Source organism: Hafnia sp. HMSC23F03, assembly GCF_001816025.1.
GTDB lineage: Bacteria > Pseudomonadota > Gammaproteobacteria > Enterobacterales > Enterobacteriaceae > Hafnia > Hafnia paralvei.
Window position 1 is genome coordinate 149,516 of the sequence record NZ_KV824232.1, and the last position, 13,890, is coordinate 163,405.

16 protein-coding genes are annotated in these 13,890 nt (G+C 48.7%); 2 read left to right on the forward strand and 14 right to left on the reverse strand.

Annotated elements, in window-relative coordinates; genetic code table 11:
• Positions 1–303: 303 nt before the first annotated feature.
• On the forward strand, positions 304–522 hold the full coding sequence (gene osmB, locus HMPREF3091_RS14570; RefSeq protein ID WP_004092957.1) for an osmotically-inducible lipoprotein OsmB: 219 nt from the start codon (positions 304–306) through the stop codon (positions 520–522).
• Positions 523–596: 74 nt separating this feature from the next.
• On the opposite strand, the gene yciH is transcribed toward osmB, so the two are convergent.
• The 5 genes from yciH to pgpB form a co-directional block, all read right to left on the reverse strand.
• Positions 597–923 carry a stress response translation initiation inhibitor YciH gene (gene yciH, locus HMPREF3091_RS14575; protein WP_004092956.1) on the reverse strand — a complete coding sequence of 109 codons (327 nt, stop codon included), beginning with the start codon at positions 921–923 and terminating at the stop codon, positions 597–599.
• Between the two features lie 18 nt (positions 924–941).
• Complete coding sequence (gene pyrF, locus HMPREF3091_RS14580; protein WP_070716612.1) at positions 942–1,667, reverse strand: orotidine-5'-phosphate decarboxylase; 726 nt, start codon at positions 1,665–1,667, stop codon at positions 942–944.
• A 100-nt stretch (positions 1,668–1,767) separates the two neighbouring features.
• On the reverse strand, positions 1,768–2,937 hold the full coding sequence (lapB, locus tag HMPREF3091_RS14585) for a lipopolysaccharide assembly protein LapB (RefSeq protein WP_070716615.1): 1,170 nt from the start codon (positions 2,935–2,937) through the stop codon (positions 1,768–1,770).
• Between the two features lie 5 nt (positions 2,938–2,942).
• Positions 2,943–3,248: a LapA family protein gene (locus tag HMPREF3091_RS14590; protein WP_004092950.1), complete on the reverse strand. Its 306-nt coding sequence runs from the start codon at positions 3,246–3,248 to the stop codon at positions 2,943–2,945.
• A gap of 253 nt (positions 3,249–3,501) precedes the next feature.
• Positions 3,502–4,266 carry a phosphatidylglycerophosphatase B gene (gene pgpB / locus HMPREF3091_RS14595; protein ID WP_070716616.1) on the reverse strand — a complete coding sequence of 255 codons (765 nt, stop codon included), beginning with the start codon at positions 4,264–4,266 and terminating at the stop codon, positions 3,502–3,504.
• Positions 4,267–4,552: 286 nt separating this feature from the next.
• Here pgpB and ribA point away from each other — a divergent pair, with 286 nt between their 5' ends.
• On the forward strand, positions 4,553–5,140 hold the full coding sequence (gene ribA / locus HMPREF3091_RS14600; RefSeq protein ID WP_004092946.1) for a GTP cyclohydrolase II: 588 nt from the start codon (positions 4,553–4,555) through the stop codon (positions 5,138–5,140).
• A 76-nt stretch (positions 5,141–5,216) separates the two neighbouring features.
• On the opposite strand, the gene ptsG is transcribed toward ribA, so the two are convergent.
• The 9 genes from ptsG to fabG all read right to left on the reverse strand — a co-directional run bounded on the left by ptsG (position 5,217) and on the right by fabG (position 13,884).
• On the reverse strand, positions 5,217–6,650 hold the full coding sequence (ptsG, locus tag HMPREF3091_RS14605; RefSeq protein ID WP_004092943.1) for a PTS glucose transporter subunit IIBC: 1,434 nt from the start codon (positions 6,648–6,650) through the stop codon (positions 5,217–5,219).
• Positions 6,651–6,976: 326 nt separating this feature from the next.
• Positions 6,977–7,765: a metal-dependent hydrolase gene (locus tag HMPREF3091_RS14610; RefSeq protein WP_004092942.1), complete on the reverse strand. Its 789-nt coding sequence runs from the start codon at positions 7,763–7,765 to the stop codon at positions 6,977–6,979.
• A gap of 50 nt (positions 7,766–7,815) precedes the next feature.
• Positions 7,816–8,802: a DNA polymerase III subunit delta' gene (holB, locus tag HMPREF3091_RS14615; protein WP_070716618.1), complete on the reverse strand. Its 987-nt coding sequence runs from the start codon at positions 8,800–8,802 to the stop codon at positions 7,816–7,818.
• A complete protein-coding gene (gene tmk, locus HMPREF3091_RS14620) occupies positions 8,799–9,440 on the reverse strand; it encodes a dTMP kinase (protein ID WP_070716620.1) in 642 nt (213 codons plus the stop codon). The genes holB and tmk overlap by 4 nt, the downstream gene beginning before the upstream one ends.
• On the reverse strand, positions 9,430–10,455 hold the full coding sequence (mltG, locus tag HMPREF3091_RS14625) for an endolytic transglycosylase MltG (RefSeq protein ID WP_070716622.1): 1,026 nt from the start codon (positions 10,453–10,455) through the stop codon (positions 9,430–9,432). The genes tmk and mltG overlap by 11 nt, the downstream gene beginning before the upstream one ends.
• 18 nt (positions 10,456–10,473) lie before the next feature.
• Positions 10,474–11,286: an aminodeoxychorismate lyase gene (gene pabC / locus HMPREF3091_RS14630; protein ID WP_070716625.1), complete on the reverse strand. Its 813-nt coding sequence runs from the start codon at positions 11,284–11,286 to the stop codon at positions 10,474–10,476.
• A 141-nt stretch (positions 11,287–11,427) separates the two neighbouring features.
• A complete protein-coding gene (gene fabF, locus HMPREF3091_RS14635) occupies positions 11,428–12,669 on the reverse strand; it encodes a beta-ketoacyl-ACP synthase II (protein WP_008813797.1) in 1,242 nt (413 codons plus the stop codon).
• A gap of 89 nt (positions 12,670–12,758) precedes the next feature.
• Positions 12,759–12,995: an acyl carrier protein gene (gene acpP, locus HMPREF3091_RS14640; protein ID WP_004092933.1), complete on the reverse strand. Its 237-nt coding sequence runs from the start codon at positions 12,993–12,995 to the stop codon at positions 12,759–12,761.
• A 154-nt stretch (positions 12,996–13,149) separates the two neighbouring features.
• On the reverse strand, positions 13,150–13,884 hold the full coding sequence (fabG, locus tag HMPREF3091_RS14645; protein ID WP_070716626.1) for a 3-oxoacyl-ACP reductase FabG: 735 nt from the start codon (positions 13,882–13,884) through the stop codon (positions 13,150–13,152).
• Positions 13,885–13,890 lie beyond the last annotated feature (6 nt).

Below are 13,890 nucleotides of genomic sequence, written 5' to 3' on the forward strand. Positions count from 1 at the left end.
CTACAAAGTGCGAGTGAATTAGCTAAATAAGAAAACGTGGGTACATCGGCAGTCGCGGTTCTTAGCACGATAAGCTGAGAGAGAGTGATTCAAAATAAGAATATTTACCTATTAGGAATTTGGCAAATGAATATACTGAGCCGCACATATGACATGCTGTTATGCAGAATTATATTTTGCAAAAAACGATTTTAGCGAGCACTACCTATTGGACAACCTATATACAGCAGCTAATTTCTCGCACAAATCATGTCCTATACTTATAGAGAAATATAATCGTCAGAAACTTAAAAGGAGTAAGTGATGAATACAACTATGAAACGTTTTGCAGCGGCAGCACTGGCAGTGACGCTGGTTGCTTCTCTGAGTGCCTGCTCTAACTGGTCTAAACGTGACCGTAACACCGCAATCGGTGCAGGTGCAGGTGCTTTAGGCGGTGCCGTTCTTACCGATGGCAGCGCGTTGGGCACAGTGGGCGGCGCAGCGGTCGGCGGAATTATCGGCCATCAGGTTGGTAAATAATAGGCAGCGGGCTGAGAGTCATCTCAGCCCGTATAAAACAACAGGGATTAGTGGGCCCTATTTCGAGGTAACACTTAGCCACCAGCCAATTTGACTTTATGCCCTTTGGCTTCCAACAGTTGCTTGAGCAAGTCTCGTTTATCCCCCTGAATTTCAATCACGCCCTCTTTCACCGCGCCACCGCAGCCACATTTTTTCTTCAGTTCGGCAGCCAGCTTTTGCAGTTCGGCGTCATCAATGTCTAACCCCGTAATCAGACAGACCCCTTTGCCTTTTCGGCCACTGGTTTGTCGTTGAATACGTACAATACCGTCCCCTTTCGGGCGCACCACTGGCACTTTTTCTTCATCGATTCGGCCAGTATCCGTTGAATAAACCAGTCTGCTGTTCTTGTCCTGCATGGTATTGGAACTTCCTGCTTAAGCTAAAGAATTTAAAATTGAGCGCAATGTTTCTGCTGGCGCCGCAGATTGGGTAATAGGACGGCCAATCACCATATAGTCAACGCCCGCTTTAACCGCTTCCACCGGCGTCATAATTCTACGTTGGTCGCCTGCTGCACTGCCTTCGGGACGGATTCCCGGTGTTACCAGTTTGAAATCTTTACCACAGCTATTTTTTAAACGCGTTGCCTCATGAGCTGAACACACAACCCCATCAAGCCCACAGGCTTTGGTGAGTTTAGCCAGACGTTCAGCGTAATCAGCGGGGGATTGTTCAATGCCGATGCCACGCAAATCTTCCGCTCCCATGCTCGTCAGAACAGTAACGGCGATCAACAGCGGCGCATCTTTGCCAAATGGAACCAGTGCCTCACTAGCTGCACTCATCATACGAGCTCCGCCACTGGCGTGGACGTTCACCATCCATACGCCTAACTCAGCCGCAGCCGCAACTGCATGTGCAACCGTATTAGGAATATCGTGAAACTTCAGGTCAAGAAAGATTTCAAACCCGCGTTGTTGTAGCTCGCTAACCAACTGCGGGCCATACAGGGTGAACATCTCTTTGCCCACTTTTAGGCGACAGTCACGCGGATCGATATTATCGACAAACGCCAAAGCGGCATTTTTATCTGCATAATCAAGAGCAACTAGGATCGGTGACGTGGTAACGTTTGCCTGAGATGGCGTAGAAATGGACATGGCAACTCCCTGAAGCTGGCGGTAAATGAAATAAGGCCTTTATCAGGGAGGGCATTGTACACAGCGTTAGACCATGTGCCTAGCGCAGAGAGGCGCTAAATTACTGCCCATCAAGCCCACGAATCGGTTTGATGGTTGCCCAAGCGCGACACGACGGGCAATGCCAATACATCGTGTGGGCAGTAAACCCACATTTCATGCAGCGGTAGCGAGGCTTAGTACGAATTTGTTCGCCAACCATATCTCGCAGCAATTGCAGGCTCTCTTTCGCTCGGCCCTCTTCGGCTTCCGCTAAATGGTAATCCATCAAGCGATAGAAGGTGCGCATGGTGGGATGCCGCTGTAATTGGCGCCCAACGTAAACCTGTGCAGCCTCGATACCTTCATTTTGCTCCAAGACCTCGGCCAACATAAGTTCAGCCGCAGCCCCCGTATTTTCCTCTACACAGCGACGTAAGAAGGCCACCCATTGCTCGGGCTGATTGAGCTGCTGATAGCAATCATGCATCATAGGCAAGACTTCGCTTACCAGATCTTTGTCTTGGTCTAAAACCTGAGCCAACGCGTCGACCGCCTTGGCGGGTTCATCTTTGGCAATATAGATTCGACCGAGCATCACAGACACGCGCGCGCAGTTTTTATCTGCTGAGGCGGCTTTTTTTAACAGCGCCATGCCTCGTTCTAAATCATCGCTCCCCATCGCCTGCAGTGAAAGCTCGCAGTAAAAATGCGCAATCTCGATGCGCTGCTGATCTTTGCCCTGCTTAACCAGCTTCTCAGCCACGTCTATCGCTTTTTGCCAATCGCTGGTGGCTTGGTGAATAATTAATAACTGCTGTAAAGCTGAAACTTTAAAGTCTTGCTCATCGACCAACTGATTAAACATTTCTTCAGCGCGATCATAAAGCCCCGCGGCCATATAATCGCGACCAAGCTGCTGAACAGCCAACAAACGCTGATCAAAAGTCAAAGAAGCACTCTCCATCAGGGCCTGATGGATTCGTATAGCGCGGTCAACTTCGCCACGCGAGCGGAATAAGTTACCTAACGTAAGATGCGCTTCGACCGTATTACTGTCCTCTTTAAGCATATCGAGGAACAGGTCAACCGCTTTGTCCTGCTGGTTAGAAAGCAGAAAGTTGACCCCTGCCACGTATTCACGCGATAGGCGGCTGGCTTCCTGCTGCTTATCCTGCTGAGCACTTCTGCGTCCCATATACCAGCCATAGGCGGCAGCAACGGGAAGAAGCAGAAACAGCAGCTCTAACATAGTCTCTATTCCTTCAGCGTCGCAGGAGGCGCCAGATTATCCGGCTCTGCAGGCGCAGCTTGCTGTTCTAAGCGACGGATTTTACGCTCGGCACGAACCAATCCCAAACGGACGCGTATATAAAATAAGCCGCAGATAATCCAACCCAAAATAAACCCACCCGCGAACAGCGTCGCAAGTAGCGTAGAAAGGCGGTATTCACCTTGAGCGATCAAATAGTTGAACGCAACGGTCTGATCGTTATGCGCACCTAACGTGACGGAAAGCACAAAAACAGCCAAGATGATCAAAAAAATTAGCAGATATTTCACATTTCTTCCTGTAAATCAGGTTAACCGGATGAATTATGCCAAAAAAAACAGCACCCGAATGCTTAAATTATCATTTAGTTATATCGTAGGGGAACCCCACGCAGCACTAAAACCCTGTTTCAGTACTCCCAGTTCTCATGATGTCTCATGCCATTCACGTCTGAGATTCAAAGGTATCCCCTTCAAATAGAGAGTATATAAGTATTAGAACTATATGGGGATTATCCCCTAAAACTTCAAGTTTTCCTTGAAGTTACTCATCTTCGGTGCGATGTTTTATCTCTTGAGATTCCGGTGCACTGATGTCTAAAGAACCGCAAAATCGTTGTACAAGCGCGCACGATACCGTCACTAATGCCCAGCTAATTAAGGTTGCGACAATCAAGTCCTGCGGCCAGTGCATCCCTAGCACTAAACGACTTCCCATCACACTAATGGCCCAAATGCTGATCACCAACGTCGAAATGTAGCGGCGACGGGGAAGTAACAATCCAAACGCAAGCAAAGTCCACGTTGCAACAAACATAGTATGCCCTGAAGGAAACGAAAAACCGGTTTCAAATGCCCAATGGCCTTTTAACCACTGCGGGATACGCGTTTCATTCTGTAGTTGTTCAGTCACCAAATCACCGCGAGCACCACGTTTGAGGCTATAAAATGCCTTCACATCAACATTGTGTTCACCTTCCAACCACATGACATAAGGACGAGGCTCTTGCACCCAATTTTTAATTGTCGATTTTATTTGCTGCCCCACAACGACAGTCATTGTCAGTATAATAAATAAGATAATCGTTGCTTTGATCCGAAAGCGTAAACACCACAGAAACCAGCCCCCCAATATGAGACTGGTGAGCGCTCCCCAAGGCGAGGTCACCGTTTCTGTCATGGCAAACAGAGCTTTTAGCATGTAATCAGTACCACCTGGCTGCCAGTGCCAGCCGCTCATCCAGACGGTCACGGGCATGGCGAGCAACACAATCAGACCTACCGTGGTACGCTTTGCAATCTGTAACATCAATTAATCCTTTCTTTCCATTGAATATTCAGTGTAGCAATACCATATCAATGAAGCCTATCAGTAAATATCACGCGGTGTTTTATTGAACGCTTAGAACAAAAAAGACGCAGTCATCACCGAACACTGCTGTATCGCCAATAGTTGTGGCAAAATAGGCACCATATTAAAGATTCGGTTTTTCCGGATTTACTTCGGTTGTGCCTGCACTCACCTGCATCGGCAGCACATAATAACCGGTGTCCATAATGGGCAATATCTAAAAGATGTAGTTGTGGAGATCAACATGCAGCTTAAACGAGTGGCTGAAGCAAAATTGCCGACACCTTGGGGTGACTTTTTGATGGTCGGCTTCGAAGAAATTGCTACCGGCCATGATCATCTAGCCTTAGTCTATGGTGATGTATCTGGCTCGACCCCCGTGCTTTCACGTGTACATTCAGAATGTTTAACCGGTGACGCACTATTCAGCTTACGCTGTGATTGTGGTTTTCAGTTAGAAGCTGCACTTGAGCACATTGCAGAAGAAGGTCGGGGTATCTTGTTGTACCACCGTCAAGAAGGTAGAAACATCGGACTGCTGAACAAAATCCGCGCGTACGCTTTACAGGATAAGGGCGCAGACACAGTAGAAGCAAACCACCAACTTGGCTTTGCTGCGGATGAGCGTGACTTTACCTTGTGTGCAGATATGTTCAAGCTGTTAGGGGTAGATCAGGTACGGTTACTGACAAATAACCCGAAAAAAGTTGAGATTCTGACCGAAGCGGGCATTAACATCACCGAACGAGTCCCTCTTATCGTTGGACGTAATCCGAAAAACGAGCGTTATCTGTCAACTAAGGCCGCCAAAATGGGCCACCTGCTCGAGTAATTCTGCATCGCCCTCATACCAACAGAAGAAAGGAGGCCATGGCCTCCTTTCTTTGTGTTTATACCCCACTCACGGATTAGTGATTGCGGATATATTCGTCCATATCAGTTTTTAAGTTATCTGACTTGGTACCAAAGATAGCCTGTACGCCTGAACCAGCCACCACAACGCCTGCAGCACCTAGTTTCTTCAAACCAGCCTGATCCACTTTCGCCACATCCGCTACGCTCACACGTAGACGAGTGATACACGCATCGAGGTTAGTAATATTATCTTTGCCCCCAAATGCAGCCACTAATGCAGCAGACATTTCGTCACTGCTCTGGGCTTTCTGTTCTGAAGACGAATCTTCACGACCCGGTGTTTTCAGGTTCAGTTTGGTGATTAGCACACGGAAAATAACGTAGTACACCAAACCGTAAGCAATCCCCACAATAGGGAACAACCAAATTTTGCTGCTGTGACCACTTTGCAAAATAAAGTCGATCAGCCCTGGAGAGAATGTCGTGCCATCACGCATTCCCAGCATGATGCAGATAGGGAACGCCAGACCCGCCAAAATCGCATGAATAGCATACAAAATTGGCGCAACAAACATGAACGAGAACTCGATCGGTTCGGTAATCCCCGTCAGGAAGGAGGTCAACGCCGCCGAGATCATAATTCCGCCCACTTTAGCGCGGTTTTCTGGCTTAGCAGAATGCCAAATCGCAATTGCCGCCGCTGGCAGACCGTACATTTTGAACAAGAAACCACCAGACAGTTTACCTGCTGTTGGATCACCTGCGATATAGCGAGGAATATCGCCGTGGAATACCTGACCGGCCGCATCAGTAAACGAACCCACTTGGAATTGGAATGGGACGTTCCAGATATGGTGTAAGCCGAAAGGTACTAACGCACGTTCAACGAGACCATAAATACCAAATGCCACTTTTGGATTTTGATAGGCCGCCCACTGGGAGAACCACTGAATTGCCGAACCAACCGGAGGCCAAATAAAGGCCAGTGCAATACCGAACGCAATGGCCGTTAGGCCTGAAATGATCGGAACAAAACGTTTCCCGGCGAAGAAGCCCAAATAGTCAGGCAGTTTAATACGGTAGAAGCGGTTAAACATATAGGCTGCGATAGAACCCGCAATGATCCCACCCAGCACACCGGTATCGGCTAAATGCTTTTCGGCAATCTCGGCAGCCGGAATATGCAATACCAGCGGTGCAATCACTGCCATGGTTTTCACCATGATGCCGTACGCAACCACCGCAGCCAGCGCAGAAACGCCGTCGTTATTGGTAAAGCCAAGTGCGACACCAATTGCAAAAATCAGCGGCATATTAGCGAATACCGAACCGCCGGCCTCAGCCATCACGTGTGAGACTACTGCGGGTAGCCAAGTGAAGTTGGCGGAGCCGATACCCAGCAGAATACCTGCGACGGGCAAAACGGACACCGGCAGCATTAGCGACTTACCTACTTTTTGCAGGTTTGCGAATGCGTTTTTAAACATAGTTGAGAGTGCTCCTGAATAAAATAGTGCTCTTTTATTAGCGCGTTCGCGTATACCCGAGAATCACGCCACGCGCAGGAAGAGAACCTGAACGCAGTAGAAGTGTCATTGCACTTCCTTAATTTTTACACAGCGTAAAATAAATACCCTGCAATGTGTTTGATGGTTGTCACGATTCAGAAAATACAGAGATCTAAATAACACTTTTGGTATTTTAATGTTAAAAAAATCACCAATGTGACGCGCATCAAACCTTTGAAAAGCTATTTTCGACCAGCAAGATACGCGTTTGATGGATTAATTACGAGCTATAAAATAAATAGATATTATCCACGGTGCGGCAAAGCCACTCCAAACAGGCTAACAAAGTTATCTGTCGTTTGCTGAGCTAAAGCCTCTGGCGTCATCCCTTTAAGCACCGCAAGATATTCAGCAACGTCGCGCACATAGGCAGGCTGATTCTCTTTACCGCGATGTGGAACAGGAGCCAGATAGGGAGAATCGGTTTCAACCAGCATTCGGTCAACCGGTACGTAGCGGGCAACCTCACGCAACGCTTCGGCGTTACGAAAAGTCACAATGCCAGAGAATGAAATATAAAACCCCATATCCAACAGTTGGCGAGCCGTGTCCTGATCTTCAGTGAAACAGTGCAAAACGCCACCACATTCATGCACCTGCTCTTCTCGCAAAATGTCTAATGTGTCCTGACGCGCATCTCGCGTATGAACAATCACCGGTTTATGTAACTCACGACCGATGCGAATATGCTGGCGAAAGGACTCTTGTTGCAAAGGAATATTGTCTTTCTGATAGAAGTAATCCAGACCCGTTTCGCCCATGGCAACCACTTCTGACGCGCTAGCTAGCTGACGCAGCTCATCATAATCATAGCCGCCATCCAGATTGAGTGGATGTACGCCACAGGAAAATGCAACATTATCGCGCTGACCAATCTGCTTGCGCATCGCCAGATATCCCGGCAGCGTCGTTGCTACCGCCAACACAAAACCCACATCACGAGCTTTTGCATCGGCTAAAACGCTATCGACGCTTTTGTGCAGATTTTCATAGTCCAGCCCGTCTAGATGGCAATGGGAATCAACTAAATACATAATTTATAACCTGATAAAATAGCTAGCCGTGCAGCCCGTCAACGACGTTACTACACGGCAGGAGGGAAAGACTCGCTCCACAAGCACAGCTGACGCGTGAGCATAAGCTCGCGATTCAGCCCAACGGTGGTGAGAAGCTGATGGCGGCAGAAAATCCATTGCTCTAGCTGCTGTTGCAGCACTATGGTTGCCTGAGTTGATGCTAACTGATGTACCAGCGGTTGCTGATCCAAATTCATGAGCGCCGTGGTGACACCCTGCTGTAGTTTTATTGCATCCAGTAACAATGCACATAACCATGTGAGACGATGATCCACGTTGTCATGATTCAGCAGCGGCAATAACTGCATCCATTGACGCTGAGGAATAGCCTGCTGCAATCCCTGACATAGCTGAAGGCGCTGTTTCCAGATAGTTGGCTCAAGCAGTGCTAACGCAGCAACTGGGGCTCCTCCATTGAGGCGTAATGCCGTGCGCATCGCCAGTTCGTCACCTGGCTGCTGTGTGTGCAGCCACCGCAGGCTTAGCGCTTCGTCAGGAACGGGAAGATGGAGATAGAAACAGCGGCTACGCAAGGTAGCCAGCAAATTTGCAGGTTCGCGAGTGCCTAAGAGGAAATAGGTTTTCTCGGGTGGCTCCTCAAGCGTTTTCAACAGTGCGTTGGCCGCCGCTTCTGTCAAGGTTTCTGCCAATGGCAAGAGAACGACTTTTGCGCCCCCCTGCTGAGCATGCGCATAGAGATGCTCGATAATTTGGCGTACAGGCTCGATCCCGAGGCTAGATTTCCCTTTTTCTGGTTGTAAGTGATACCAGTCGGGATGATTGCCGGCCAGCATCAAACGGCAGCTATGACACTCACCGCAGCTTTTATCCCCGTTTGGCCTTTGACACATCAGCCAGCGCCCAAGCGCATACATCAACGAATCATCGCCACACCCGGTAATGGCATGAACCAGCAAAGCGTGATGCCCTCGTCCAGCCTGATGTTGCCCTACCAGTTGGCGGTAAGGTGCATTCAGCCACGGATACCAGTTCACGCGCTTTGCTCCTGCTGTTTGAACCAAGATTCAAGCGCTAAGCGAATCGCTGCGGTTACCTCGGGAAGCGTTTGTGATGCATCTACGGTAATAATGCTCGCGTCCTGCGCGGCCAATTCCAGATAGCGCGTACGAGTACGCTCGAAAAACGCCAAAGATTCCTGCTCAATACGGTCTAAAGCTCCTCGGCTACGCGCACGTTCGAGGCCTATCGCCGGTGGTAAATCCAGATAAAGCGTTAAGTCCGGCTTGAAATCACCCAAGACGGTATCGCGCAGCGACTGCATCAACCGAGAATCAATACCGCGGCCACCGCCTTGATACGCCTGTGAAGAGAGATCGTGACGATCGCCGACCACCCATGCACCACGTGCCAACGCAGGTTTAATCACGTTATCAACCAGCTGTACCCGTGCGGCGTAAAGCATCAACACTTCCGCTTTGTCGGTAAGTTTTTCGTTCTCGACGCCCTGTTTGACGAGATCGCGTAGTTTCTCTGCCAATGGCGTGCCGCCGGGCTCACGTGTGAAAACGATATCCTGAATCCCTTGCTGGCGTAATACATCAACCACGGTGTCGCGCGCCGTCGTTTTCCCCGCCCCTTCAAGGCCTTCTATCACGATGAACTTACTTTCCATTCTTTTCCCTTAGCACCTGCAAATAATCCCGCACGGCTTGATTATGACTCTGTAAGTTGGTGGTAAATACGTGTCCACCTTTACCATCAGCGACAAAATATAAATAGGATGTTTTATCCGGATGCGCCGACGCCTCTAAAGAGGCTCGGCTTGGCATCGCAATCGGCGTTGGCGGCAATCCTGATATAACGTAGGTATTGTATGCGGTTGGCTGCAGTAAGTCGCGCCGCGTCAAGTTGCCGTTGTATGCTTTGCCTAAACCATAAATGACGGTAGGATCGGTTTGCAGACGCATCCCAATACGCAGACGGTTGATAAATACCGAGGCAACTTTACCGCGCTCCTCGCCCACCCCCGTCTCTTTTTCGATAATAGACGCCATAGTGACTAATTCTTCCGGCGTTTTATAGGGCAGATTTTTCTCGCGACCCTGCCATATTTCATTGACTTCTTTGTTCATACGGCTATAGGCGCGCTTAAGCAGCATCTCATCACTGTTACCTGCGGTGTAATGATAGGTATCAGGATAAAGCCAGCCTTCAAGGGATCGTCCTTCGGGTAAGCCAAGCATTTTAGCCATTTCAGCCTCGCTTTTATTGGCTACGTTTTGCTTCAGACTAGGCGATGCGGCAAGCACCTGCATCCAATCCTGTAAACGCGTCCCTTCGATAAAACGCACCGTAAACTGCGCTTCTTTGCCACTTTTCAGCAACTCAAGAAACTGACGTACGGTCATCCCCGGCGTGATGCGATACGTTCCCGCTTTAAAATTAGCGAGCTTCGGTTCTATCTGTAATAACCATGGGAAGTAGTGAGAATGAGTAATCAGTTTATCTCTCACCAATAACCCTTCAAGCGCAACGCGACCCGTTCCAGCCGGAAGTTTAAAGAGCGTTTCCTGAGAGATCGCCAAAGGCGTTCGGGCAAACTTCTGCACCTGATAATAGCCCCAAAACAGGGCTACCAGCAGAACCAGAATGCAGACAACAAGGAGTCCAAACAGTTTTTTCTTCATTCAACCGCCAATCTTTACTCACGCCACGGGGCTAAGACACCGTGGTAATAAATAGTTCGCCAACTGCCGAGAATCGAAGTGGTACTCCCCCACTTCATTTACTGGCAGTAACGGCATTAAAGAGTTACAGACAAAAACTTCATCCGCATCCTGCAATGTCTCCATAGGTTCGGAAACCACGGCTGGTTCGTACACGCTGTCCGCTAGCAAAGCCATAATACGTTGGCGCATCAAACCGTTTACCCCAGCGTATTCAAGAGACGGCGTATAAACCTGCTTTCCTTTACGCCAAAACAAATTAGCCGCACAGCATTCCACTAGCCTATCCTTGGTGTCAAGCACCAAAGCCTCATGCGCGTCTGTCTGCTCAAGACTTGCCTTGATCAGTACCTGCTCCAAACGATTAAGATGCTTTACACCGGCTAAGGTAGTATTGATACCCAGACGGATTGGGCTAACAGCAAGTGAAATACCGCTCTGCTGCCATTGGGAATATTGCGGCGGCAGCGGGCCGTGAGTGAAAATGCGTCTTGGCTGATTGGCACCCGCGATAGAATAACCACGGCCGCCACTCCCGCGAGTAATCATGGCTTTAACAACGCCATCTCCGGTAGCTTGTGCAACAAAAAGAAACTCATCTCGCCACACGGTCCAGTTCACATTGCCGATCAGCAACTTTTCACAGGCCACCTGCATTCGGCTTAAATGTGCGTCTATATTATCGATTTGCCCCTGCACACAGCGGGCAGTAGTAAAACAGCCATCGCCGTAGTGCAAACCGCGATCGTCGAGCGGGATCGTCTCTGCAGGTTTTCCATTAAGCCAAAACATTACAAGCTCCAGACGCTGCCCAAGACACGGTATCTCGGTGTGGTTTTCATATTTTAGCGTTTCAAATTGCGTAGGTAAAAAAAATGGCCCCATAAGGGCCATTCGATTTATGCAGATAATAACGCTACCCGCTAACGTGACTTAGATTTTGCGAAAAATCACAGAACCGTTAGTGCCACCAAAGCCGAAGGAGTTACACAGCGCATATTCCAGACCCTTCACCTGACGAGCTGCGCCAGGTACAAAGTCAAGATCGCAACCTTCATCTGGGTTATCCAGATTAATAGTTGGCGCGACGATTTGGTCACGCAGTGTCAGAATGGTAAAGATAGATTCAACCGCACCAGCGGCACCTAAGAGGTGACCTGTCATCGATTTGGTAGAACTCACCATCACTTTACCGGCATCTGCGCCGTATACGCTTTTCACAGCCTGAGCTTCTGCTTTATCGCCCGCCGGAGTAGAAGTTCCGTGAGCGTTGATGTAGCCAACCTGGGATGCATTCAAGCCCGCATCACGCAAAGCATTCACCATCGCCAGTGCTGCACCTTCACCGTTTTCCGGTGGAGAAGTCATGTGGTAAGCATCGCTACTCATACCGAAACCAACGATTTCAGCATAAATTTTTGCGCCACGCGCTTTCGCATGTTCGTATTCTTCAAGAACCAGAATACCAGCGCCATCACCGAGAACGAAACCGTCACGATCTTTATCCCATGGGCGGCTAGCCGCTTGCGGGTTATCGTTACGCGTTGACAGTGCGCGTGCGGCACCAAAGCCACCAACACCCAGAGGCGTGCTCGCTTTCTCTGCACCACCTGCCAGCATGACGTCTGCGTCGTTGTACGCGATCATACGTGCTGCATGTCCGATGTTGTGCACACCAGAAGTACATGCCGTTGCAATGGAAATGCTCGGGCCACGTAGACCTAACATGATGGTCAAATGACCTGCCACCATATTCACAATGGTTGAAGGCACGAAGAATGGGCTGATTTTACGTGGTCCGCCTTTAACAAGCGCACCATGATTTTCTTCAATCAGGCCAAGTCCACCAATACCAGAACCGATAGCGGCACCAATACGTGGAGCATTTTCTTCTGTAACTTCAATCCCAGAATCTTTAAATGCCTGAATACCGGCAGCGATCCCGTACTGAATGAAGGCGTCCATCTTGCGTGCATCTTTACGCGAGATATAGTCTTCACTATTAAAATCCTTTACTAAGCCAGCAAAACGCGTTGCATAGGCGCTAGTATCGAAATGGTCGATTAGGCTGATGCCACTCTGCCCGGCCACGATAGCATCCCAAGTGGAATCTACAGTATTGCCGACAGGAGACAACATGCCCAGTCCGGTCACAACAACTCGACGCTTAGACACGTTTGTCCTCCAGGGAGGGAATTTAATTTGAAACTCTATGAGAGCAGGAAAAAACGTAGGCGGTCGAATGACCGCCTAGATGTGTTCGATTACTTGTTCGCAGATTCGATGTAGTCGATTGCTGCTTGAACAGTAGTGATCTTTTCTGCTTCTTCGTCCGGAATCTCAGTATCAAACTCTTCTTCCAGAGCCATAACCAGTTCAACGGTGTCAAGAGAATCAGCACCCAGATCGTCAACGAAGGAAGCAGCATTCACGACTTCGTCTTCTTTAACACCCAGCTGTTCGATAATGATTTTCTTAACGCGTTCTTCGATAGTGCTCATACTCTTAAATTTCCTATCAAAACTCGCTTTCGCGATGGTTTTCGTAGTGTATTGAAAGTTGAAAAAGATGCAACTAAATCCCGGCTGGTCAAACCACGATTTTGCGCTATTTTGCGGTCATTCCCTCAAAAAACGCAAATTTTTTTCGTGATTTTTAGATCATATACATGCCGCCATTGACATGTAAGGTCTCACCGGTGATATAGCCAGCTTCATCTGAAGCTAAAAAAGCAACAGCATTAGCGATTTCTTTTGCATCACCCAAGCGATTAGCCGGGACCTGCGAAAGAATACCGGCACGCTGTTCTTCCGTTAACGCACGAGTCATATCAGTCTCAATGAAACCAGGTGCCACGACGTTAACGGTAATGCCACGAGAAGCAACTTCTCGTGCTAGAGACTTACTAAAGCCAATCAATCCTGCTTTAGCGGCCGCGTAGTTTGCTTGTCCTGCATTACCCATTGTACCAACAACAGAGCCAATGGTGATAATGCGGCCACAGCGTTTTTTCATCATAGCTCGTAAAACCGCTTTTGACAGACGGAATACTGAGGTCAGATTTGTGTCTAAAATATCCTGCCATTCGTCGTCTTTCATACGCATCAACAGGTTATCACGAGTAATACCGGCATTATTGACTAAAATGTCAATTTCACCAAATTCAGCACGGATAGCGCTTAAAACTGCATCAATAGAAGCCTGATCGACGACGTTTAGGTTATAGCCTTTGCCGTTTTCACCAAGGTAAGCGCTAATATCTGCAGCACCCTTATCGCTTGTTGCTGTGCCAATAACGCGTGCGCCACGGGCCACTAAATTTTCAGCAATAGCGCGGCCAATACCACGGCTAGCGCCGGTGACCAGTGCAATTTTTCCTTCGAAGCTCATCATTTT